Here is a 25,751-nt window from a genome sequence, read left to right as displayed (position 1 = left end):
AGCCCTATGCTGTTAGCGGAGGGCTATTTTTTTATCTACTGATAATCAGCAATTATTTTTTAATGGTTCAGGGCGTCAGAAACTTTCTGTTTATACACAATTTGCCTTAAAATAATATTCTCCCCGCCAAAATCCCCATTTATCACTTTTGTCTGGTTCTAATACCATGTAACCTCCTTGATATCCAAATCCATATTGAATGTAAACATTTCTCGCAGCAGGCGCTGGTATTAGTTTGATATTCCCATTTTTACCCAGTGTTTTTGATTTGTTTACCGCATATTCCATTAGAAAAATTCCACTATTTCTAATACCTATATGGGTAGCAAACTCTATAATAGAAGAAGGTTCTGTGACTTTTTCCTTGTTATTAGAAAATATCAACATACCAATTGGTTTTCCTTGAAAAAACATAACAAAGGAATAATGTTCTATCGAAGCTGAAACACCTGCAAAGTTACTTTCTAAGAGACTAGAGATTTGGGAAAGTATTCTATAGCTAGCCTTATACCTCGAATTCCATCGTTCCTGCTCCTGACTTAATTGTCTGTTCTGATTAGCACTTACCAACCAATCAGCATTAATCATGTTCGTTCTTATTTGATTAGCAACACATAAAGCCTCTTGAAGCTCAACCTCTCTGATAGTGATAAAATTTTTAATATTAAATCCCCTGGAAGGCGTATTTATTAAATTTGACGCACTACGCGTCAATGGTCCCGTTATATCTGGGCTCAAAATGCTAAAAAATTTAGATTCAAGTATCATGATATATCTCCCAAATATAAAAATATCTTCATAGGATCTGTTTATACGCATCAAACTTCAAATTGCAATTTACAACACGATATGAAGCCTGATTTCTCCCCCGCTTCGCGGGGAGAAATCGCACGCATCTTGAAGTTAGATTGGTATAATTCAATTTACCATTTCTTGCCGAATTTTCTGTTTTTCCCGATGCTTTCTCATTCGCCACAACATTTCCAATATCACAAACCACACTGGCGTACCATATAACGCGATACGGGTATCATAATCAAACACCATGATCACCACCGTAAAGACAAAAAATATCAAGGTACACCATGTCATAGGAATGCCCATTGGCATTTTATAGATAGATTTTTTATGCAAGTCAGGACGTTTCTTGCGATAAGCCAGGTAAGCAATCAATATCATACACCAACTATAAATAACCATGATGGCTGCCACGGTCGTAACAATAGTAAATAATTTCATGACATTGGGGATAATGAATAGCAAGAATACGCCACTTGCCATACAAAGCACTGAAAATACCAAGCTAAAAATGGGAACAGCACTATTGATTGAAAGTTGGCCAAATTTGCTGTGCGCTAGCTTTTCCGCAGATAAACCATAAAGCATACGGGTACAGGCATATAATCCACTGTTGGCTGAGGACATCGCCGAAGTCAGGGCTACAAAATTAATCACTGCCGCCGCTGCCGGCAATCCTGCCAATGCAAACAGTGTCACAAAGGGGCTAACTTCCGGTGAAATCTGCGGCCATGACGTAACAGCGATGATGCACATCATGGAAAGCACGTAAAAGATAATGATCCTGATCGGAATATTGTTGATAGCTTTTGGTAAAACTTTCTCTGGTTCTTTGGTTTCAGCAGTCACTGTGCCAACCAGTTCGATACCCGTAAAAGAGAAAATGGCAATCTGAAAGCCGGCCAGAAATCCAAATATGCCATTGGGCAGGAATACTTCGGGTTCCGTCAAATGACTGACAGAAGCTGTTACGCCATTGGGAGAAGTCCAGCCTACAAAAACCATGCCAATGCCAACGACAATCAAGGCAACTATCGCCACCACCTTAATCATGGCAAACCAGAATTCCGCTTCACCAAACAACCGTACTGAGAAGAAATTACACAGGCACATCAAACCCAAAATAAACAGTGCCGTTAACCAAAGCCAACTGTCTGGAAACCAATATTGGATATAGCCACCGCATACCACCACATCAGCGATGCAACTGACGATCCAGCTCATCCAATAAGTCCATCCGAGAAAATAGCTGGCCTTATCCCCAAGATAATCTGCGACAAAATCGGCAAACGTCCTATAGTCCAATTTAGTGAGCAACAGTTCGCCCATTGCTCTCATTACCATAAAAGCAAAAAAGCCAATCAAAAGATAAGTCAGGATAATTGAAGTTCCTGATACTGCAATGGTTTTCCCTGCTCCCATAAACAATCCTGTACCAATAGCACCACCAATTGCGATCAACTGAACATGGCGCTTACCCAACCCACGGTACAGTTTCTGCTCACCGGCGGATTGTTCCACAGGTATTTTTAATGATCTCATCATCAATAACCTCCACGGCTTGCTGTTTTATGAATTGATTAGGTTAATTTCTCTAACAACAATCCTGCCCGTAGCCCAACAGCAACCTGAGCATTAGGAAACAGGATAAAATTTGCAGGAGACTTAATCTTCCAGGATTGATTTTGCTGGCGGGCGATGTCAAAACCTTCCGGTAATTCAGTAAAGTTTTTCGTATTTTCTGGAATATTGAGCTGAAAACTATCATGTTGTTTGATAATTGCATCAACCACACGATAGCGTTTAAGCGCCGGTTTAGCCCGCTTGTTTGGCGGCCAACCAGCGATCAAATCCTGCAAGGCCACAGTAATATTGCTGAATCTTGCCAGATCGTTTTGTCCAAAAGGCAGGGCCTTACCGATTTCTAACGTGCAACTATCCATATTGAAATGCTCGCTGGTAAAGTGACTGAACGTTCCCCCTGCTGTGTTATGAAATACTAAGGCATCGAGATCGCTATCTTCTAACCATTGTAAAAAATCCGCAGCATATTCACGTGCCTGGTATGGCAATAGTGCGAACTGTTCATGGCAGGAACCGCGGATTGCAGTGTGAAGATCGAGGTGCCGATGTCTCGTTGATGCCATCACCGCTGGTTCATTACAAAACTGGCGGATAACAGATTCCAGCGCCATAGCACGGTTCGATTCACTCCCCAACGGGAAGTTTTGATAGCGACCACCAAACATTCGGTTGAGATCACGATCAATATATCGCTGCCCTGCCCGCATGGCGGGTAAGTTGCCAAATATCAGCAAAAGGTGATGTTGCAATGGCAATTTTCCCTGCGCCAGTTGTGACAATAACCGGATAAGTATTTCCACGGGTGCCGTTTCATTGCCATGAATGCCGGCAGAAATAATTAACGTATCGGTGGGTTTTGATGATCTTTGCGGTAATAACTGTAATACACCTTCTGCCAACCATGATGACTGAATAGCTGACGGAAAACACAGGTTATTTTCGATTTTGTTTTCAAGCAATAAAGTCAGTAAATCCATTTCATCTCCTGATTAATTCTGAAACTCATAAATCGAACCCAACTTGAGGATCTGCGTCAGTTCATCAAGGGCAGAATAGACTTCCCTGAGTAGTTGCGGATCAGCAAGATCGGACGCATACAAAGAATCCCGATAATGACGCTCAACCCATGTCGTCAGGCGTTGATACAGTTCTGGTGTCATCAAGGTCGCTGGATTTACCGCGGCTAACTCTTGTTCGTTCAAAACAACCCTGAGTCGCAAACAAGCTGGCCCGCCGCCATTGCGCATACTTTCCCGCAAGTCAAAAAAGTGGAGCTTATTGATGGGGGAATTACCTTTCGCAATCAACGCTTGCAAATAAGTTGAGACATTGTGATTTTGCCGGCACTCTGCCGGTAAAATCAGCATCATGTTGCCATCCGGCTGGCTCAACAACTGGCTGTTAAACAAGTAAGACTCGACCGCATCCTGAATAGTGACTTGCTCCACAGGCACTTCAATTGCCACCAAGGTGTGTCCAAGCCGCACCATTTTTTCTCTCAACTCAGCCAATACTGACTGCTGATTTAAGAAAGCCTGCTGATGATAGAAAAGGACATTACGGTTGCTAACTGCGATAACATCGTTATGAAACACACCACTATCAATAGCAACGGGATTTTGTTGGGCAAATACGGTTCTAGCCCCTTCAAGCTGATGCAGACGAGCAATTGCCTGACTTGCTTCCAACGTCTGTCGGGCGGGATAGCGCTTAGGTGTCATTCCCTGCTGCAATGCCTGACGGCCATAGACAAATAACTGTATGCCGGCTTCATCATATTCACCGCAAAAACGGTTATGGTTTGCCGCACCTTCATCTCCCCAATCCGCATGTTGTGGCAGAGGATCATGATGAACAAAATAGTTTTGATCAGGAAAAGTCGCTTTCAGAGCCTGTGAAGTCGTGGTGCTTTCCAGCGAACGATGCAGCTTGTTATTTAAATTAGCCACCGTGAAATGGACACGCTGATCCGCACTGTCTGCTGAAGGGGAAACCGTTGCCGCATTTGCTGTCCACATAGAAGAGGCAGAACTGAGGTTAGACAGCAACAACGGAGAATATTGTGCCGCTTTATTTAATACTTGTTCGTCACTGCCGCTAAACCCTAGTTGGCGCAACGCAGGAAGGTTAGGACGCTGTTGCGGGGGTAAAACCCCCTGTACTAGCCCCATATCAGACAACGCCTTCATTTTCATCAATCCCTGAAGTGCAGCTTTGCGAGGATTAGATTCTTTACCCTGATGATTCATGGAAGCTTCATTACCCGTTGATAGTCCGGCGTAATGGTGTGTCATTCCCACCAAACCATCAAAATTTGCTTCAACTCCTGACATAATCACCTCTGCTATCCTATTGATTGATGAAAAAATGAAGCCCTGGCGCCGGTGTTTCAGGCAAAACTAAACTTTCAGTCGTCAGGGAAGACATTGGCCAGGCACAATAATCCGCTGCATAATAAGCGCTGGGGCGATGATTACCGGATGCCCCAATCCCACCAAACGGTGCCTTACTGGATGCGCCGGTCAGCGGTTTATTCCAATTCACGATCCCTGCTCTCGCCTCTTGCAATAACCTCTCAAACAAGCTGGCGTCAGGAGAGATTAGCCCAGTTGCCAGCCCAAATCGGGTATCATTTGCCATCGAAATGGCTTCATCGAAAGTGGTATAGCGCTTCACTGTTAACAGAGGACCAAAATATTCTTCATCAGGAATATCTTTGGCATTGGTTAGATCAATAATGCCCGGTGCCATAAACGTCGAGTTCGGATCAGGCTGGGTTAAGGTGAGCAAAGATCTTCCTCCTAAAGCCAATAACTCAGTTTGGGCTTCCAGCAAACCTTCTGCGGCGGCTAAAGAGATGACCCCACCAATAAAAGGCTGAGGATCAGCACTCCAATGGCCTGGCACAATCTGGCTCGCAGCATCAACTAGCCGCTTGATCAACGCATCTCCTTTCTCCCCCTGCTTCACCAGCAATCTGCGGGCACAAGTACAGCGCTGCCCTGCGGAAATAAATGCCGACTGGATAATGGTATAAACCGCAGCTTCAAGATCATCATAATCGTCCACAATCAGGGCATTGTTGCCCCCCATCTCCAAAGCCAGCATTTTTTCTGGCTGACCTGCCAATATACGATGAAAGTGGAACCCTGTTGCCGCACTGCCGGTAAACAGCACGCCATCAATTTCATGATTATTCAGCAAAGCAGCGCCCGTTTCTTTGCCCCCTTGAACCAAATTCAGCACACCTACAGGCAATCCCGCCTTAATCCATAACTCCACCGTTTTCTCCGCCGTCATGGGCGTCAATTCACTGGGTTTGAACACCAGTGTGTTACCGGCAATTAGTGCAGGGACAATATGCCCATTCGGTAAATGCCCTGGAAAATTATAGGGACCGAAAACAGCCATCACGCCATGAGGACGATGCTGTAATATCGCTTTTCCGTCTGGCATCGATGTTTCGGAATACCCCGTCCGCTGTTCCCATGCTTCAATCGAAATAGCGATCTTACCTATCATAGCTTGGACTTCTGTCCGTGTTTCCCACAAAGGCTTACTGGTTTCCTCACTGATTACTTGCGCCATCTTTTCTTTTTCTTGCGCCAGTAAATCAGCAAATGTCTGAATAATGGCAATCCGTTTTTCAACCGCCAATCCAGACCATGCAGGAAACGCTTTGCGGGCGGACTGGCTGGCTTCATTTACCTGCTGGGCAGAAGCGCCGTTCGCCTGCCATAAAACCTGCTGATCTACAGGAGAGTATTTAACGACTGGCAGACCTTGCCCTGCTATCCACTCTCCACCAATGTAATTTGCTTGATGATTCATTACGAAATTCCTCAATTGCAACAGCTCTTAATGACAAAGCCTTTAATTGTGAAAACAGCTAAGAGAAAAGAGAAACGAAGCGTACCGGATCGCCATCATCCACATGCAACACCGCCATTTCTGCGGAGGTAAGCTGCAATTCCTCGCTATCCAGTGGTTCGGAAACAGGCAAAAGGAGTGCTTTAAACGCCTGAAAATTCAGGTTAGAAACGATACATTGTGCCCCCCCCTGTGATCGGGAAACCTGGTCGTTTCTTTTCACATGCACAAGCCGGCTGGCTTTGATTGTACGTACATTGTCAATCTCGGCATCCAAGATGGCGCCCGCATCAAAAATATCGACCGCATCGTGATAAGCAAATCCCTCTTTTTCCAAAATAGCGCGGGCAGGCAGCGTATTTTCATGTACCTGACCAATGGTCTGGCGGGCTTCTTCTGGCAACAAAGGCACATAAATCGGATGAAATGGCATTAATTCTGCAATAAACGTTTTGGAACCAATGCCGGTCAGGTAGTCAGCTTCTGCAAAGGGGACATTGAAGAAATGTTTCCCAAGGGCATCCCAAAATGGCGATTCACCCTGTTGATTCACCACGCCACGCATTTCCGCAAAAATGCACTTCGGGAAGAGATGCCGGAAGGCGGAAATAAACAGAAAGCGGCTTCGGGAAAGAAAAACGCCATTGCCTCCCCCGTGATAATCGGGATCAAGGAATAACGTACACAGTTCACTGCATCCGGTGTAATCCTGCCCAACAATCAGGGTTTCAAATGTGTTATAGACGCCCAATTCGCGGGAAGCTCGTACTGATCGATGTATGCGAAAATTGTAGAAAGGTTCTTCCAGCCCGACAGCAACTTCCAGCGCACTAACCCCAACAACACGATGCTTTTCCGTATCTTCCAAGGTAAATAAAAATCCTTGTTGTGCTCGTCCCTTCGCATCGTTGAAAGAATCAATACTGCGTGAAATCCGTGCCGTCAGATATTCCTGATTATTGGGTAATGTCGTCAGGCCAATGCCTGCACGGGACGAAAGATTGAGGATATCCTCTAAATCTTCATATTGAACGGATCTAAATAGCATCATGATATCACCTCAAATCGGCTTTATTCCTGAACAAATCGCCTGAGGGCGTTTTCAAGGCGGCTGAAACCGTCATTGATATCCTGCTGTTCGATATTTAGCGCAGGAGCAAAACGCAACACATTGGGGCCAGCTATCAAAGCGATCAACCCCTCTTCCGCAGCGATATTGGTCAGGTTTTTCGCCTTGCCTTGATATTTTTCAACCAACTCTGCTCCCAACAATAATCCTTTGCCGCGCAACTCACTAAACACCTGATAACGCTGATTAAGCTCAGACATCCGTCGCATAAATTCATGGTGACGCTCTTGCACTCCTGCAAGAAACTCCGGTTGGTTCACCAACTCGACAACTTTGTTAGCAACGGCTGCCGCCAACGGATTGCCACCAAATGTTGTGCCGTGTGACCCTGGTTGGAAAGCCTCTGCGATATGTTGCCTGACCAGCATGGCGCCAATCGGGAATCCACCACCAAGACCTTTGGCACTGGTCAAGATATCCGGCTCTACCCCAACTTCCTCGTAAGCATACAAATACCCGGTGCGACCAATACCCGTTTGGATTTCGTCAAAAATCAGCAACGCTTGATATTGATCACATAACTCCCGTAATACTTTTAAAAATTCCGGTTCGGCAGGGATCACCCCACCTTCGCCAATGATCGGTTCAACAATCACCGCGCAGGTTTTTTCTGATATATGCGCCTTGATAGCGTCAACATCATTAAATGGCAGGTGAGTAATTTGCTGCGGCAATGGGGCAAAATCTTGAGAATATTTAGGTTGCCCTCCGACAGTCACCGTAAATAATGTTCTGCCGTGGAAGGAGTTCTCAAATGAAATAATTTCGTTCTTATGATTGCCATATTTATCCAAAGCATATTTTCTGGCAATTTTTAATGCGGCTTCATTCGCTTCTGCGCCGGAATTACAGAAAAAAATCTTATCTGCAAATGTATTTTCTACCAGATTTTTCGCCAGTTTTAAAACCGGTTCATTGGTATAGCCATTACCAACATGCCACATATTCTCCATTTGAAAATTTAATGCTTTCTTTAATTCATTATGGGCATGCCCCAGTGAATTCACTGCAATTCCACCAGCAAAATCAACATATTCCTTACCATTCTGATCCCAGACACGCGAGCCTTTGGCAACGACTGGGATAAAATTTGCCGGTGAAAAACAGGGAACCATATACTGGTCAAACCAATTTCTTTGAATCGTGTTCAACATTTGTTTTTCCTCAAATGATTAAGTTATAAAAATAATAATGAATTTATATATTATTAAATTTAACCTTTAATGATTGATCTTATTTAAGTTAGAAATTCATTGTTTCAATAAGTGCTCAATGAATTATTACAAGATTCTTTTTTATTTTTTTGATCATGAATTGATCTCATAATCCCCTTGAGATTTAACAAAGTCAATACAACAAAATCACAATTGATTTACTTTATGATGTTTTTCACAATTTATAAAAATGCATTTATTTTCAGTTTATGCATTGTTTGTGCATAAAAAAATAAATAAAAAGAAGTATGGAATTGAGGATAGTGGAAATAGCGTCTGGCTGTTTAATAATTATTCAAAATAATGGTTATAAGTTATTCCAAAAAACTAAAAAATGTATTTGCAATTAGTGATTTTTATTCTAAAAAAATATTATGATTTAAAATCAATTAATTATAAATTATCGCACCCATTTTTAATGAATAATCGGGGTGACTTTGGCCGATGAGTTTATCTAATCATTGGGAGCATATCCTATTGGCAACCGCTCTTGAGTATATACAGCTGTGCGCAAAACACCTCATACACATCAACTTTCCGAGGGCATGGGCGTTTTCGGCTGCTGAGCAACAAGGGGGCAATTTCCGGAAAGGCTTCTCGACTGATATCACTAATGTAGGCTTTTCTCACCCCAAATAGGGTACATGAAAAATAGTCACGCTTGAAAAAAGATTCTGAATAAGCTGTCAAATTATTTCGAATTATCATATAGAACCATCACATCAAAAAAAATCATTAAATTAATTAAAATATAAATCATAGTTATTGTCACAAAATAAAACTTGACCATACCAGAAATTTGTGGGAAATATGCAGATATTGATTTCAATACCTGTTCAGGATGCCACACACTACGATGAAACTGATTAAGATAAAAAAATAACTCTAGCCACCTCTTTTATAGTGATGATTAATTTTCTTTTTACATACTATGAAGTCACTAAACATATTAATTTTATTAAAAAATAATTATTTGTAATTGTACATAGTTAAAACTTACATATTGAATGAGATGGGTATGATGAAACGATTTGAATCTTTAGATGCAATCAGAGGAATCGGTGCTTTACTGGTCGTGACTGGTCACTTACATATTGTTGGTGCATTTACTGAACTTCACCTTTTTCGCGCCGGTTATATTATTGTAGAGCTTTTCTTTGTACTCAGTGGGTTTGTGCTGACACATACCTATGCATATAGAGACGTAAAATTTACTCCATATATATCTTCTCGGTTCTTCAGAATATTCCCTCTTCACATATTTATGTTATTAATATTTATATTTCTGGAATTTTGTCGGTTATTGATTCAAAAAAAATCTGGAATTCATTTTGATGCAACACCATTTAGCGGAAGAACAGCGCCCTCCGAGATTTTACCCAATCTCTTTTTAATTCACTCATGGACTCCCACAACACATTATATCAATCTAACCTTTAATTACCCTACGTGGAGTCTCAGTGTCGAATTCTACACCTATATTATATTGTATTTAACAATTATCACTTTTAGAAAAATGAATATCGCCCCTATAATATGGCTATTAATATCTGCAACCACTTTATGGCTGCTTGTCAGTGGCAACCATATGTTACAACAATCGGTTACTCGAGGGGTATCAAGTTTTTTTGCCGGGGCATTTACCTATAGCATTTTCAGAATTTTCTCTGATATAAAAATAAGTACTATTACGGCAACTATTTTAGAAATTCTCTGTATCGCGCTTCTCCTTTATTTTGTTAATTCCCAATACGAAGAAAAACAAATAATTTGCACTATCGTTTATTGCCTTACCATTTTTATTTTGGCATATCAAAGAGGCGTTATTTCCTATTTTTTATTTAATAAATACATACAGCATTTAGGTAAAATATCCTATTCTATTTATATGATTCATGTAGCAATAATATTAATTATCACAACAGCAATGTTTATCATCCAAAAAAGAACAGGTATAGAGCTAACTCTACTCATAGAAGGAAGGCGAAATTTGACCACCGGAAATATCTTGCTCAATAATTTTCTTGCATTAAGCATCTATTTCATCATCATAGTTACTGCAACCATAACATACAACAATGTTGAAGCGAGATTTATGAAATATAGAATTAAATTTTCATCTAATAGCCAATAACATTGGCATACATTGCTACCAATCCTGAAAAAACAATCCATCCCCCAATGGCTGAATTAACATATTAATATTAAGTGCAATCGGCAGAATATTAGGGCGATGTATCGTGAAATTTGCTACACATTTCAAAAAACTTTTGTGTCCGATAATGGCGTGCTGGAAAGCGATACACAGACGGCATATCTGATAGCGGTCGGTTATAAATTGCTGGATGAACCAACCCGCGTGAAAGTTATTGCGCATCTGTTGCGCACCATTGAAGAAGCAGGAGGTCATGTTCAGACGGGTATTCACGGGATCCGACTTATCTGTCCCGTTCTTGCCGAGTACGGTCACGCCGACACTGCATATGATTTGCTGATGAAAGAAACTTTCCCCTCGTGGGATTTTACTATTCGCAATGGGGCAAAAACCATCTGGGAGCGTTGGGACAGTTGGACACCAGAAAACGGCTTCCAAAGTGCTAACATGAATTCGCTAAATCACTATGCACTCGGCGAAGTCAGGGAATTCATGTTTGCCCGCTTAGCGGGTATCGAAATTGTACCAGGCTTCGCGGGCAAGAGGCTTTGTTTGCGGCCACTCACAAATCGTAAGATCGGTTTTTGCAAAGCGTCGTACCGCTCATGTCGGTGAGATAGTGAGCCATTGGCGATTTACTGAAAAACCGTCTTTTATGGGATGTGAAAATTCCGCCAAATTGTATTGCAGAGGTAGCGCTGCCGGAAGCACAGGGAGACTGGAAGCTTGACGGAGATAAGATACCCGAAGACATGATCCGCCCCGACGTTGCAGGGTATAGAAATCGTCTGGAAATTGGTTCGGGAAGTTACAGTTTCTCTTTGAATTGGAGTCAATAAATCACGCAAAAAGCGTGATTTTTATCTTCTTGATCCGCTTTTGTCTGTTAATAGCAGTGCTATTCCATCCCCTTATCACCATTCAAATAATTCATTTATGTAATCATCTATAGTTACCATTCATATTGGGAATGATCTTTATCACAATTATATTTATTAATATTGCCATGCCATAAATCACACTTGCAGTTTTATAAGAAAAAAATAACCATAGTGAATTGAGTAAGCAGATATATGAATTTTCATATTAATTATAACCTTCGACAATGGCTTTTTTTATGACTCTAATAGCTTATTTATATCGTCAATCTTGGGTATTATTGTTGGTATCGACAATAAGCGCATTAATTAGTGGGTTTGCCGGTGCTTCGATAGTCGGGATGATCAGTCAAGGAGTAACAAAAGAGATTAACCTAGTGACATTTCTTTGGAGCTTTTTTGGCATCTGTTTTATTTTTTTTATTACTAAAACCGTATCAGAAATTACATTATCGCATTTAGCCCAATCCACTATTTTTTCATTACGCCTAAGTTTGAGTAATAAAATTTTGCGTGCACCACTAAAAAAACTACATAAATTTGGGCGGCATGGTTTATTGGCGGTTTTAACCAAAGACGTCGATGTTTTCATCCACTCCTTTATGTTGGCTCCCTCCGTTTTTGGTAATATCACCCTAATCATAGCCTGTTTTAGTTATTTAGCCTGGATGTCCTGGCAATTGTTTCTCATTTTAGCGGTACTCAGTCTTATCAGCATGTATGTGTTTTATCTGTGGGAAAAATATCCATTAAAATTAATGACAGAGATGCGCGATCAGATAGATAAAATATATCTTAATTTCCAAAGCCTGATTGATGGTAGTAAAGAGCTGCAACTCAATAAGCAAAAAGGTAATCTTTTCATTAATAAAGTCATTGCCCCTGCCGCTAAAGTCTTCCAGAAAATCTGTATTAAAGCGAATTCCAGCTATGCCTGGGTTCTTAATGCCAGTTCTGTTACATTTTATGCCATCATTGGTATCATTATTTTTGTTATCCCGATTTGGCTGCCCCAAGAACCATCAACATTGGTGACTGTATCACTGCTGGTTCTCTTCTTATCAGGCCCAATCAGTGAAGTTATTGGTGCCATTCCAGAGCTGAGAGAGGCGGAAGTTTCATTGAATAAAATGCAGCGTCTTGACAGCCAACTGGAAGAAGCTCTATCGATACAAGTTGCAAGCACGAACCCATTTAACCAGCAACAATCACTTGAAATTGAGCTAAAAGATGTTGTCCACCATTACACAACTGATAAAGAAGATCGCCAATTTGCCCTCGGTCCATTAAGTTTGACAATATCAAAAGGCGAAATTGTTTTTATTGTCGGTGGGAATGGTAGCGGAAAAACAACCCTCGCCATGTTGCTGGTTGGCCTGTTTGAGCAAGAATCCGGCACTATTTCACTGAATGGTGTGCAAGTAACACCAGCAAATAATGAGCATTACCGTCAACATTTTGCTGCCGTTTTTTCTGATTACCACCTCTTTGAGCAGTTACTTAATAGCGATGCGAATGTCACCGAAAAAGCAACACATTATATTGAAGCCTTAAACATGGCACACAAAGTTAAAATCGTTGATGGCGGATTTTCCACTACCAATCTTTCCGCAGGTCAGCGGAAACGACTGGCTTTGGTTTCAGCTTATCTGGAAGACCGTCCTATTTATCTGTTTGATGAGTGGGCAGCCGACCAGGATCCGGTGTTTAAACGCTTATTCTATACTGAGCTGCTGCCAGAATTAAAAGCCAGCGGTAAAACGGTTCTGGTTATTAGTCATGATGATGCTTACTTTAATATAGCTGACCGCATTATCAAATTAGAAGATGGTCATATTAAAGAAGTCGATCATAAAGAGCATGATATTCAATAAAATGAAATAAAGTTCATAACAAAGAGCCTAATAAAACAGGCTCTTATTTCACTTTATACACATAATAAAACCTGAGTAACAAAATAAATGCAAAATCACCCATAACAATAAAATTTATCACATATTATCTATAATAAAATTAGACACATCAGAAAAATATTATTATAAATGTGGAATAAAATTATTTAATGTAAGCTCATGTAATAACGTAATAAACATAAAAAATAAGACTGTTCTTTTTTATTAGAATGGTCAGCTATTTTTGTTGTTTAAATCCAAGTGTGATTTTTTGTTTTATCAGTTCTCATGTTTTTATTTTTATTTTTAATGTACCCATAAAAAGGGAGCTATAGAATGAATTACCCGGAAAAATTGAAATCATTCCCTTTATCAGAAGCGCAACGCAGCCGCTGGTTTCAATATCAAATTGCCCCTGACAAGCGCGGTCAAAATAACAGTGCATTTTGCGCTCACATTAAAGGATTAACAGCTAAGTGTTTAGAAGAAGCTCTCAATAAATTGGTACAAAGACATCCGATGCTGCGAGCAAGTTTTGGACTCTATGGGGGGGAATTAGGCTATTGCATCGCAGACAGCGCTAAAATCACACTGACAATACATGATGCCCAACATCTTAGCGATGAAACACTTAAACAACGTGTTCAAGATGATTGCTGGCATATGTTTGATCTAGCCCATCCGCTGCGGGTTTATGCCAGTTGGTATCAACGCAATCAACAAGAAAGCGTAATGGTTTTGACCTTTGATCATCTGGCGGTTGATGGCTGGTCTTATTGGATACTGTTAGATGAACTCGATGCCCTGCTTTCTGCAAAACCGCTGGAACCCGCACCAGAAAATAGGTTTCACGATTATGTGGAATGGCAACAACAATGGTTAAAAAGTGCCAGCGCCAAAAAACAACAACAATTCTGGCAAAACATATTGGCGGGCGATTTGACTGTTTCGCAATGGCCGCCTAAAAACAGCACGCTACCCGCGACAGGAAAAATATCTTTAAAGAAAATAATTAACAACTCATTGACGCATAAGCTGCAAACACTGGCTCTAAAATATGATAACAGCCTGTTTGCGGTTTTTCTGGCCGCCTATCAGATTCTTCTGAGCCGTTATACCGAAGTGGATGATGTCATTATCGGTTCTATCTTACCGGGAAGAGGTCGGGCTCGTTGGGGAAAATTAGTCGGCGAATTTATCAATCCCGTCGCTTTACGCTGCCAGATAAACGGTGATATGACAGTACAGGAACATATCACACAAGCAACGAAAACCATCCGACAGGGTATTGAAAACCAGAAATATCCGTTCTCTAAGGTACTGGAACACCTGAAACTGCAACGCAATGCAGAAGTTCACCCCGTTTTCCAGACAGTCATGATATTCCAGAAAGCCCGCTATCTGGGTGATCTAACCAGCCTCTGGATGGCGGAAGATGACAATGCAACGGTACAGTGGGGAAATGCAGAGTTGCGGTCTTTCTCATATCCTCTCTATGCCGATGTCCCCGTGCCATTGATGATAAATGTCTTAGAATCTGGCGATCATATCGGTTATACCTTTTATTATGACACTGCAATATTTGATGCAGCATTCATTTCCCAGCTTATGCAGAATCTCCTGACTCTGCTGGAAGCGATGGCCGATGACGAACAACAAACAATTGATCGTTTGCCATTGCTAGATGAACAGGCACGTCAACAAATCCTCCATGATTTCAACAATACCGACAAACCCTTCCCGCAACACGCTTTAATCCATCCATTTATTGAGCAACAAGCAGCACGCAATCCAACTGCAATTGCGCTGCGGTGTGGGAATACTCAACTCAGTTATAAGGAATTGAATCAGCGGGCTAACCAACTGGCTCACGCTCTTGTCGCAGCGGGAATTCATCCAGATGATCGCATCGCCATTTGTATGGAGCGCAGTCTGGATATGGTCATCAGTCTGCTGGGAATTTTAAAAGCGGGGGCTGCTTATGTGCCGCTCGATCCTGAATATCCGACAGACAGGCTCGCTTATATTCTGTCAGACAGTGAACCTGTGATCCTGCTAACCCATCATGGCTTACAAGAACAACTGCCCGTGACCGGAATTCCTGTTTGGTTTTTGGATAATCCCACCATTCAGGCTGATATTGCCCGCCAAGACGATGATAACTTAGAGGTCGCTAATTTAGGGCTGACATCGCGTCATCTGGCCTATGTCCTCTACACCTCTGGTTCAACCGGATTACCCAAAGGGGTGATGAATGAGCACCGCAGTGTGGTTAACCGTTTACTCTGGGCGCAGGAGACTTATCAATTAACCCCACAAGATCGCGTTTTACAAAAAACACCCTTTAGTTTTGATGTTTCTGTTTGGGAATTCTTCCTTCCGCTGATGTTTGGCGCCCGATTAGTCATGGCTCGCCCTGGCGGTCACAAAGAGCCGCACTATTTATTGGAAGAGATAGAACATCGTCAGATCACGACGATCCATTTTGTGCCTTCCATGTTGCAAAGTTTTCTCCATGACATTCCGGCCGGACGCTGCCTGTCTCTGCGCCAAATTTTATGCAGTGGGGAAGCGTTACCCTATGCCTTGCAACAACACTGTCTGTCCCACTTGCCTCACAGTGAGTTGCATAATTTATACGGCCCCACGGAGGCAGCCATTGATGTCACTGCCTGGCAATGTGTGCCGGATCGCTATATCGGGCAAGTACCGATTGGGTATCCTATTTCCAATACCCAAATCTATATTCTCGATCCCCACGGAGAAGTCGTTCCAATTGGTGTGGCGGGTGAAATTCACATTGGGGGAGTCGGTGTCGCCCGTGGCTATTTGAACCTGCCGGAGTTGACTGCTGAACGTTTTATTAACGACCCATTCAATACTGATCCTGCTGCTCGTCTGTATAAAACGGGCGATCTGGCACGTTGGCTACCAGACGGCAGTATCACCTATCTGGGACGCAATGATTTTCAGGTCAAAATTCGCGGATTACGCATTGAATTGGGTGAAATTGAAACCCGCCTGACCCAATGTGCCGGTATTCGTGACGCGGTGGTTGTTGCCCGTGAAAATGGCACCAATGACAAACGACTGGTTGCCTATTTGATCCCAAATCAGGATAGCGCACCGAGCATTTCTCAACTGCGTGAACAATTGAGCCGAACTCTTGCCGATTACATGATACCGAGCGCCTTTGTGATGCTGGAGACGTTTCCTCTCTCTCCAAATGGCAAACTCGATCGCAAGGCCTTGCCTGCTCCCGATCACGCGGCTATGTCAAGTCGTGAATATGCCCCTCCAGAAGGTGAAACCGAAGAGCAGTTGGCCGCCATTTGGCAAGCATTATTGGGATTGGATCGGGTAAGCCGCTATGACAACTTCTTTGAATTGGGCGGTCACTCTTTGTTAGTGCTACAGCTACAGTCACAAATCAAACAAGCATTTGATGTTGAATTATCTATTCATCAACTGTTTTCCCATCCAACCCTCTGTCAACTTGAAGCATGCATTATCGACTCTCTATTACTGCAATTTGATTCAGAGTCTCTGCAAGAGATTTATAAATCAATGAATTAGATTCTATTTTACTTTGTTTTAACTGGTGATCATTCAATGAATAATAACGAGCTTTCATCTCTACCCTTAACGGAACGCAGAAGACTACTTGAGTTAGCTCAATCAGCAAAACTGACCCGCAAGTCTACTCAAAAAACACCAATCACGGCTCAACCGCGGGATAACGGCGTGCCATTATTCTGGACACAACAACGCTTATGGTTCCTTGCTCAATTAGATCCTGCTGCACAAACGGCATACCATATGTCAGTCGGGTTGAACCTGCAAGGCAAACTGAATCTGAATGCCTTGCAAGCCGCCTTGGATCGTATTGTGGCGCGCCATGAAATTTTGCGGACTACCATCGTGGCAGTAGAAGGCGAAGCACAACAAATCATTCATGATGCAGATTGTGGTTTTCCCCTGATCCAAGAAGATCTCAGCCTGCACTCTGTCACACGCGCAGAACAGCAAGCGGCGATTGAAAAAATAGCTTATCTTGAAGCAAATCACCCTTTTGATTTTGTGAGTGGCCCGCTGGCACGGGGACGTTTGCTGAAACTGGCCGAAGATCAGCATATTCTGCTATTAACTCAGCATCATATTATCTCTGATGGTTGGTCAGTCAGTGTATTGATGCAAGAGCTGTCCACACTTTATCGCGCCTTCAGTCAAGGGCAACCTGATCCTATGCCCGCCTTGACCATTCAGTATGCTGATTATGTTCTTTGGCAGAAAAATGAACGGCAAGGAAAGGTGCTGGAAAAACAGGTCGAGTTCTGGTGTCACACCCTGCAAGGGGCTCCCGCGCTTCTGGAATTACCTACCGACCGTCCGCGCCCTGCAAAACAAAGCTATCTCGGTGGACGCATTAATATTGCCCTCCCTCCCGCATTGCAGGCAGGTTTAAAAGCACTCAGCCAGCGCCACGGAACCACCTTATTTATGACGTTATTGGCTGGATGGGCGACATTGCTCTGCCGCCTCAGTGGTCAGGATGATATTGTCATTGGCACTCCCATTGCTAATCGTCAACAACCTGAATTAGCGCCTTTAATCGGCTTTTTTGCCAATACACTGGCATTACGTGTGCAAGTGCACGATAACCCCAGTGTCAGTGAACTCCTGACACAAGTGAAAGCACAGGCAATCAATGCCTTTGCCCATCAAGACCTGCCCTTCGAACAATTGGTCGAGATCTTACAACCGCCGCGTAGCCTAAGTCATAGCCCGATCTTTCAGGTGATGCTGGCAACCAATAATACGCCGGGACAACGGCATTTTGAGCTGCCGGGATTGGTATTGAATGAGCGGTCATTAATCAGAGATAGCGCTTACTTTGACCTGACTTTAACCCTGGATGAAACAGAAAATGGGTTAGTGGGTGATCTGGAATATGCCTGTGATCTGTTCGATCACGCTACGATTGAACGGATAGTCGGCCAGTTAAACACGTTGCTGGTGGCAATGGTGGCTGATGATAGCCAACGGGTGGCTGAACTGCCGTTAATGACCCCCCAACAGCGCAAGCAATTGTTGGTAGATTTTAACGATACTTCCCTCACCTACCCACAGGATAAGTTGATCCACCAGCTATTTGAACAACAAGCAGAGTCGACGCCTGATGCTATTGCCTTGCTATATCAGGATACGCAACTGAATTATGCAGAATTGAACCAACGTGCCAACCAACTGGCTCACAGCCTGATTGCCTTTGGCATACACCCAGACGACCGCGTAGCACTGTGTGTCGGGCGCAGCCTGAATATGATCATTGGCATGTTGGGAATTCTCAAAGCAGGGGCAGGTTACGTTCCCTTCGATCCGGAATATCCTGCCGAACGGCTGGCTTATCAATTATCAGATAGCACACCAAAGTTATTACTGACCGAAAAACATTTACAGGCGAGTTTACCGTCGACGGAGGTTCCGGTCTGGTTACTGGATGATGGGCATCATCTCAATGTTGTGGCACAACAGCCGAACCACAATCCTGATGCCAGCCAATTAGGGCTTCTGCCACACCATCTGGCCTATATCATCTACACCTCCGGTTCGACCGGATTACCTAAAGGGGTGATGCTGGAACACCACAATGTCGTCAACTTTATTCATGCTCAACATCAAATCAGCCAACCCCAACCAGGGGATCGCATTTTGCAATTTGCGACTATGGCGTTTGATACCTCCGTATCGGATATTTTCCCGACACTGGCCGCGGGAGCAACTTTAGTTCTGCGTCCTGCCCATATTCGTGTGCCAGATACGGAGTTTATTGACTTTTTACAGCAGCAGAAAATCACCATCATGGATGTGCCGACTGCGTTCTGGCACCAATGGGTACAGGAGATGAAAGCCGATCGTACAGGTTTCAGCCCTTACCTGCATACGGTCATTGTCGGTGGGGAGAAAGCGGAATACCGCCATTGGGTCGATTGGCAATCGTTGCCAGAAACGCAATTCTGCCGTTGGATTAACACCTATGGCCCAACTGAAACCACCGTTATCGTGACCTCATTGATACTCAATAGCGGCTCTTCCGACGAAATTGCCAACAGTATTCCCATTGGTCGCCCCAATGCTAATTCGCGCATTTATCTTCTTGATCCCTTCGGTCAACCCGTTCCCATCGGGGTTAGTGGAGAGATTTATATTGGTGGTGCCGGTGTCGCCCGTGGTTATTTGAACCGACCGGAATTGACAGCAGAACGCTTCGTACCCGATCCATTCAGCAAAGAGCCTGATGCTCGCCTGTATAAAAGCGGTGATCTGGGGCGCTGGCTGCCAGACGGCACGATTGAATATTTAGGGCGCAATGATTTTCAGGTCAAACTGCGTGGTTTCCGTATTGAATTGGGAGAAATCGAAGCGCAATTGGCTGCCTGTGATGGCGTCAAAGATGTGGTGGTCATTGCCCGTGAAGAAACGGCTGGCGACAAGCGTCTGGTCGCCTACCTGATACCACAACCTGATGTTACGCTCACACCTTCCCACCTGCGTGAACAATTAAGCATCCATCTGATGGAGCACATGATCCCCAGTGCATTTGTGATACTGGATGCATTTCCTCTGACCGGTAGCGGTAAATTAGATCGCAAGGCCTTGCCTGCACCGGATCAGACTGCCATCGCCAGCCGTGAATACGAAGCCCCTCAAGGGGAAATTGAGCAGAAACTGGCGGAAGTCTGGCAATCTCTGCTTGGGCTGGAGCAAGTGGGACGTCATGACAATTTCTTTGAGTTAGGTGGTCACTCTTTACTGACGGTACAAATGGCTACCCGCTTACGCCAGGTTTTCAACAGCAAAGTTGACTTGCAACATCTCTTCACCCATCCCATTTTGTCAGATTTGGCACACTCACTGGGTACAGCCAATCGACCAGCGCCGCATTCCACACCACCGGTGATATTACCTGCCGACCGGCAACACATTCTACCCCTCTCCTGGGCACAACAGCGCCTGTGGTTCCTGGCACAGTTAGATCCTGCCGCCCAGACGGCATATCACATCTCTGGCGGATTGCGACTGCAAGGACAACTAAACCTGAATGCGCTGCAAGCGGCTTTGGATAAGATCGTTGCCCGCCATGAAATTCTGCGTACAACGATTAAAATGGAAGAAGGCACAGCTCAGCAAATGATTGCTAATGCGGATCGTGGCTTTAATTTGACCATTAAAGATCTCCGTCAATTAGCTGAGGCAGAAAAACAGGTTGCTATTGATGCCGCCGCGCAATTTGAGACCAACCATCCCTTTGATTTTGCTCTGGAACCATTAATCCGCGGGCAATTGCTGAAACTTACCAATGATGAACATGTTCTGTTGTTGACCCAGCACCACATGATTTCGGATGGCTGGTCACTAAACATCCTGATATATGAATTGACCACTCTCTACCGTGCTTTCATTCAAGGACAAGACGATCCATTGCCTGCACTGACAGTGCAATATGCTGACTATGCTCTCTGGCAGCGGCAATGGCTGCAAGGTGAAATACTGGAAAAACAGGTCAATTTCTGGCGAGAAGCACTGCAAGATGCCCCTGCGTTACTGGAACTGCCGACAGACAGAGCACGTCCTGCGGTTCAGAGCTACCGTGGGGATCAAGTGGCATTCACCCTTCCACCTGCATTAAGTGACAGCTTAAAGGCATTGAGCCAGCGCCACAGTTCCACACTATTTATGACTTTACTCACTGCATGGTCAATCTTGCTTGCCCGCATCAGTGGTCAACCAGACATGGTTATTGGGACACCGATCGCCAACCGTCAGCACCGCGAATTAGAACCGTTGATCGGTTTCTTTGCCAATACGCTGGCGCTCAGGGTGAAACTGGAAGATAACCCCACCGTCGGTACGTTATTGGCGCAAGTCAAAGCCCATGCACTGGCCGCCTATGTCCACCAAGACTTACCCTTTGAGCAATTGGTCGAAGCGTTGCAACCGCCACGTAGCTTAAGTTATAGCCCGATATTTCAGGTCATGCTCGCGCTGGATAACACGCCAATACAGCAACCCCTTGAATTACCCGATTTAGTGATAGATGAACTGCCGTTAACCCGAAGAAGCACCCATTTCGATCTGTCACTTTCCATGAACGATACTGATAATGGGTTAGTCTGTGAATTGGAATATGCCAGTGACCTGTTTGATCGTACCACCATTGAACGACTTGCAAGCTACCTGCAAACCCTGTTAACAGCGATGGTTGCTGATGATTCTCTGCGAGTACAAGATCTACCGTTGCTGCAACCACAACAACGCAAGCAATTATTGGTCGATTTCAACCATACCGCTCAGGCCTATCCGCAAGATAGCCTGATCCACTCACTGTTCGAACACCAAGTCACGCAGACACCGGATGCCACTGCGTTGATATTCGGTGAAACTGCATTGAGTTATGCCGAACTGAACCACCACGCCAACCAGTTAGCTCATTATCTGATAGCATCCGGCGTGCGCCCTGATGATCGCATCGCAATCTGCGTTGAGCGCAGTCTGGAGATGATCATTGGCATGTATGGCATCCTTAAGGCGGGTGCCGGTTATATTCCCCTTGATCCAGAGTACCCCACAGAACGGCTGACTTATCAATTGTCAGACAGTAAACCTGCCTGGTTATTGACTCAACGCCATTTGCAAGCACATTTGCCGGTGCAGGATATTCCAACCTTATTGTTGGATGATGACCGCCATCGTAACGCGGTAGCACAACAACCCGACCATAACCCTGATGCTCAACAAATGGGACTTCAGCCACACCATCTGGCCTATATCATCTATACCTCCGGCTCTACCGGTCAGCCCAAAGGCGTAATGCTGGAGCACCGCAATGTCGTCAACTTTATTCATGCCCAACATCAGACCAGTGAGCCTAAATTGGGGGATCGTATCCTGCAATTTGCCACCGTGGCGTTTGATACGTCAGTATCGGATATTTTCCCGACTCTGGCGGCCGGTGCGACACTGGTTTTGCGCCCGCCGCATATCAGAATACCGGATGCGACATTCGTCACCTTCTTACGCGATCAGAAGATCACCATTATGGATATGCCCACGGCCTTCTGGCATCACTGGGTACAGGAGATGATGACGGGACGCAGTGGTTTCAGCCCCTATCTGCACACCCTTATTGTGGGCGGTGAGAAAGCAGAGCACCGTCATTTAATGAATTGGCTGTCTCACGCGGAAACTCAATCCTGCCGCTGGATTAACTCTTATGGCCCGACGGAAACCACCGTTATTGCCACCACATTGACCGTAGATAAACTATTGACCGTAGATAAACTGGCGATAGATAACACGCAATTTCCCTATATCAATGACAATATTCCGATTGGTCGCCCATTGCCCAATACCCGTATCTATATTTTGGATACCCTTGGTCAACCGGTTCCTATCGGTGTCAGGGGTGAAATTCATATCGCTGGTTTAGGTGTTGCACGGGGTTATCTGAATAAGCCAGAGATGACAGCAGAGAAATTTGTTGCCGATCCATTCAGTACACAGCCAAATGCGCGCATGTACAAAACCGGTGACTTAGGACGCTGGTTACCAGATGGCATGATTGAATATCTGGGACGCAACGATTTTCAAGTCAAGATACGCGGCTTCCGCATTGAACTGGGGGAAATTGAAGCACAACTGGCCGCCTGTGAAGGTGTCAGGGATGCCGTAGTGATCGCCCGTGAAGAAGACACCGGCGACAAACGTCTGGTGGCCTATGTCATTCCACAATCCGGTTGCACATTAGAGGCCAATAGCCTGCGTGAACAACTGAATCACCGTCTGGCTAGCTATATGATGCCTGGTGCGTTTGTTGTGTTGGACGCCTTCCCGTTGACCGGAAGCGGCAAATTAGATCGCAAGGCACTGCCAGCGCCCGATCGTTCAGCCATTGCCAGCCGCGAATACGAATCACCCCAAGGTGAAATCGAACAGCAAATTGCCGCTATCCTACAGAATCTATTGGGGCTAGAACAAATAGGACGTCATGACAGCTTCTTTGATTTAGGTGGAAATTCCCTATCAATCATTCAGTTAATGGCAAGACTGCGTGATGAATTCCATCTTGAAGTGTCCATTCAGGACATATTTACCCATCCCGAACTTTCTGAACTCGCCGAGCTTATCGCATCAAGACAGATTGAAACTTTTTTCGCACAAGAAGATCTCGAATTACTGCAAAAAGAATTGGAAAACTTGTCCGAAGATGAACTGCGTGTCCTGCTAAATGGAGATAATGAATTAAATGAGTAACAAAGAGCTAAGCCTGCTTGAATTAAGACAAGCGGTACTCCAGAAAAAAATCAAAGAACGCATTAAAAATAGTCAAATCGGGGAAAACAAGCAGATCGGAGAAAAAAGGCAAATTTTACCGAGAAACGCTGATCAGCAATCGCTTCCCCTATCCTGGGCACAGCAACGCTTATGGCTCTTGGCGCAGTTAGATCCGGCAGCACAAACGGCATACCACATTCCAGGTGGTCTGCGTCTGCAAGGTTATCTGAATTTAGATGCCCTGCAAGACGCACTCAACAGCATTGTTTCCCGTCATGAAATTCTGCGTACGACTATCAAAATGGTCGACGGCCAGGCCCTGCAACTTATTGGAAAACCAGAGAGTGGCTTCTCTTTGGCGGTGGAAGATCTCAGCCATCTGCCTGCGCAAAAGCAGCCAACGACTATCGAAGATATCGTCCAGCGTGAAACCAGCCAACCCTTTAACTTTGCACAAGGCCCCCTGATCAGGGGGCGCCTGCTGCGACTGGCTGAAAATGAACATATCCTGCTATTCACCCAGCATCATATTATTTCCGATGGCTGGTCTCTCAATATCCTGATGCACGAACTTTCCACTCTTTATCATGCGTTCAGCGAAGGACTGAGTGATCGCCTGCCCGCCTTGACACTCCAATATGCCGACTATGCCCTTTGGCAAAGAGAATGGCTACAGGGCGAGGTACTGGAAAAACAGGTGAATTTCTGGCGCGATGCGTTACAGGGGACTCCTGCACTTCTGGAACTGCCGACAGACAGGCCACGCCCAGAGAAACAGAGTTATACCGGAGGGTATGTCGATATCGTGCTGTCACCGGAATTGAGTGCCGGATTAAGAAACCTTAGCCAGCGTCACGGAACAACATTATTTATGACGCTGATGGCAGGATGGGCAACTTTGCTGTCCCGTCTTAGCGGGCAGAAAGATCTGGTAATTGGCACACCCGTTGCTAATCGGCAATATAGCGAATTAGAGCCGTTGATTGGATTTTTTGTTAACACGCTGGCTCTGCGAATTCAAATAGATGACAATCCAACGGTCAGCGCTCTGCTAGCCAGAGTTAAGACCCATGCACTGAACGCCTACGCGCATCAAGATCTGCCATTCGAACAATTGGTCGAGGTACTCAAACCACCTCGTAGCCTCAGCCATAGCCCGATTTTTCAGGTTATGATGTCAGTGGATAATACCCCTGGACAGCAGAATATAGCCTTACCAGCTATCACTATTAGTGAAATCAACCTGACTGAAAACAGCTCGCATTTCGATCTGTCCCTCTCGATAAATGAGACCGAAAATGGTTTAGTGGGGGGATTAGAATATTCCAGTGATTTGTTTGACCATACCAGTGTTGAACGCATCGCCAGTTACCTGCAAACCCTGCTAACCGCGATGGTTAAAGATGATTCGCAACCAGTGGAAAGTTTACCACTATTGCAACCACACCAACGTACTCAAGTGTTAGACGATTTCAATGATACAGCCTTTCCATACCCACAAACGTTATTGATCCATCAACTGTTTGAACTACAGGTGGAGCAAACCCCAGATGCCACCGCGTTAGTGTTTGGCGAGCACCAACTGAGTTATGCGACACTCAACCGTCACGCTAACCAATTGGCTCACCAACTGATTGCCGCAGGTGTACGCCCCGATGATCGCGTGGCAATTTGTGTTGACCGCAGTCTGGATTTGATCATTGGCCTGTATGCTATCCTGAAAGCGGGAGCCGGCTATATTCCGCTCGATCCGGAATATCCGGCTGAACGACTGGCTTATCAACTGTCGGACAGCCGGCCGGTGTTATTGCTGACGCAGCAACATTTGCAGGAACTGTTACCATCAGCAGACCTGCCCGTCTGGCTGCTGGATGATGAATCTCAGCGAAATAAGGT

14 protein-coding genes and 1 pseudogene are annotated in these 25,751 nt (G+C 44.5%); 7 read left to right on the top strand and 8 right to left on the bottom strand.

The window, feature by feature from the left end:
* Positions 1-90 precede the first annotated feature (90 nt).
* The 8 genes and pseudogenes from Xedl_RS00070 to Xedl_RS21930 all read right to left on the bottom strand — a co-directional run.
* Positions 91-768 carry a hypothetical protein gene (locus Xedl_RS00070; protein WP_074022043.1) on the bottom strand — a complete coding sequence of 226 codons (678 nt, stop codon included), beginning with the start codon at positions 766-768 and terminating at the stop codon, positions 91-93.
* Between the two features lie 150 nt (positions 769-918).
* Positions 919-2,343: an amino acid permease gene (locus Xedl_RS00065; RefSeq protein WP_074022042.1), complete on the bottom strand. Its 1,425-nt coding sequence runs from the start codon at positions 2,341-2,343 to the stop codon at positions 919-921.
* Between the two features lie 35 nt (positions 2,344-2,378).
* Entirely contained in the window at positions 2,379-3,359 is a 981-nt protein-coding gene (gene astE / locus Xedl_RS00060; protein WP_074022041.1) for a succinylglutamate desuccinylase, read from the bottom strand.
* Positions 3,360-3,371: 12 nt separating this feature from the next.
* Positions 3,372-4,715, bottom strand: coding sequence for an N-succinylarginine dihydrolase (gene astB / locus Xedl_RS00055; protein WP_074022040.1), 1,344 nt, complete (start codon positions 4,713-4,715; stop codon positions 3,372-3,374).
* 16 nt (positions 4,716-4,731) lie between these two features.
* Positions 4,732-6,213 carry a succinylglutamate-semialdehyde dehydrogenase gene (gene astD / locus Xedl_RS00050; RefSeq protein WP_074022039.1) on the bottom strand — a complete coding sequence of 494 codons (1,482 nt, stop codon included), beginning with the start codon at positions 6,211-6,213 and terminating at the stop codon, positions 4,732-4,734.
* A gap of 58 nt (positions 6,214-6,271) precedes the next feature.
* Positions 6,272-7,300 (bottom strand): arginine N-succinyltransferase, encoded by a 1,029-nt coding sequence (astA, locus tag Xedl_RS00045; RefSeq protein ID WP_244149651.1) that lies wholly within the window; start codon positions 7,298-7,300, stop codon positions 6,272-6,274.
* Positions 7,301-7,323: 23 nt separating this feature from the next.
* Positions 7,324-8,535, bottom strand: coding sequence for an aspartate aminotransferase family protein (locus Xedl_RS00040; protein WP_074022037.1), 1,212 nt, complete (start codon positions 8,533-8,535; stop codon positions 7,324-7,326).
* A 537-nt stretch (positions 8,536-9,072) separates the two neighbouring features.
* Positions 9,073-9,225, bottom strand: a pseudogene (locus Xedl_RS21930) (IS5/IS1182 family transposase); the annotation flags it as partial.
* A gap of 388 nt (positions 9,226-9,613) precedes the next feature.
* Here Xedl_RS21930 and Xedl_RS00030 point away from each other — a divergent pair.
* The 7 genes from Xedl_RS00030 to Xedl_RS00005 all read left to right on the top strand — a co-directional run.
* Positions 9,614-10,729: an acyltransferase family protein gene (locus Xedl_RS00030; RefSeq protein WP_074022036.1), complete on the top strand. Its 1,116-nt coding sequence runs from the start codon at positions 9,614-9,616 to the stop codon at positions 10,727-10,729.
* Between the two features lie 99 nt (positions 10,730-10,828).
* A complete protein-coding gene (locus Xedl_RS00025; RefSeq protein WP_074022035.1) occupies positions 10,829-11,365 on the top strand; it encodes an alpha-L-rhamnosidase-related protein in 537 nt (178 codons plus the stop codon).
* A gap of 47 nt (positions 11,366-11,412) precedes the next feature.
* On the top strand, positions 11,413-11,589 hold the full coding sequence (locus tag Xedl_RS26120) for a hypothetical protein (RefSeq protein ID WP_158024335.1): 177 nt from the start codon (positions 11,413-11,415) through the stop codon (positions 11,587-11,589).
* Positions 11,590-11,867: 278 nt separating this feature from the next.
* On the top strand, positions 11,868-13,502 hold the full coding sequence (locus Xedl_RS00020) for a cyclic peptide export ABC transporter (RefSeq protein WP_074022306.1): 1,635 nt from the start codon (positions 11,868-11,870) through the stop codon (positions 13,500-13,502).
* Positions 13,503-13,856: 354 nt separating this feature from the next.
* Positions 13,857-17,096, top strand: a complete 3,240-nt coding sequence (locus tag Xedl_RS00015) for a non-ribosomal peptide synthetase (protein ID WP_074022034.1) — start codon at positions 13,857-13,859, stop codon at positions 17,094-17,096.
* A 36-nt stretch (positions 17,097-17,132) separates the two neighbouring features.
* A complete protein-coding gene (locus Xedl_RS00010) occupies positions 17,133-23,834 on the top strand; it encodes a non-ribosomal peptide synthetase (protein ID WP_244149644.1) in 6,702 nt (2,233 codons plus the stop codon).
* Positions 23,827-25,751 (top strand): condensation domain-containing protein (locus Xedl_RS00005; RefSeq protein WP_143180291.1); only part of this gene is annotated, 1,925 nt, incomplete at its 3' end. The genes Xedl_RS00010 and Xedl_RS00005, both read left to right, overlap by 8 nt.

The organism is Xenorhabdus eapokensis, assembly GCF_001908105.1.
Note: the sequence above shows the minus strand (reverse complement) of the source record. Positions and strands in the feature narration are given on the sequence as shown.

Coding starts and splice junctions, on each gene's coding strand:
- Xedl_RS00015 (WP_074022034.1), top strand. CDS start 13,857: ATGAATTACCCGGAAAAATTGAAATCATTCCCTTTATCAGAAGCGCAA.
- Xedl_RS00070 (WP_074022043.1), bottom strand. CDS start 768: ATGATACTTGAATCTAAATTTTTTAGCATTTTGAGCCCAGATATAACG.
- astA (WP_244149651.1), bottom strand. CDS start 7,300: ATGCTATTTAGATCCGTTCAATATGAAGATTTAGAGGATATCCTCAAT.
- Xedl_RS00030 (WP_074022036.1), top strand. CDS start 9,614: ATGATGAAACGATTTGAATCTTTAGATGCAATCAGAGGAATCGGTGCT.
- astD (WP_074022039.1), bottom strand. CDS start 6,213: ATGAATCATCAAGCAAATTACATTGGTGGAGAGTGGATAGCAGGGCAA.
- Xedl_RS00010 (WP_244149644.1), top strand. CDS start 17,133: ATGAATAATAACGAGCTTTCATCTCTACCCTTAACGGAACGCAGAAGA.
- astB (WP_074022040.1), bottom strand. CDS start 4,715: ATGTCAGGAGTTGAAGCAAATTTTGATGGTTTGGTGGGAATGACACAC.
- Xedl_RS00065 (WP_074022042.1), bottom strand. CDS start 2,343: ATGATGAGATCATTAAAAATACCTGTGGAACAATCCGCCGGTGAGCAG.
- Xedl_RS00040 (WP_074022037.1), bottom strand. CDS start 8,535: ATGTTGAACACGATTCAAAGAAATTGGTTTGACCAGTATATGGTTCCC.
- Xedl_RS00025 (WP_074022035.1), top strand. CDS start 10,829: ATGTATCGTGAAATTTGCTACACATTTCAAAAAACTTTTGTGTCCGAT.
- astE (WP_074022041.1), bottom strand. CDS start 3,359: ATGGATTTACTGACTTTATTGCTTGAAAACAAAATCGAAAATAACCTG.
- Xedl_RS00020 (WP_074022306.1), top strand. CDS start 11,868: ATGACTCTAATAGCTTATTTATATCGTCAATCTTGGGTATTATTGTTG.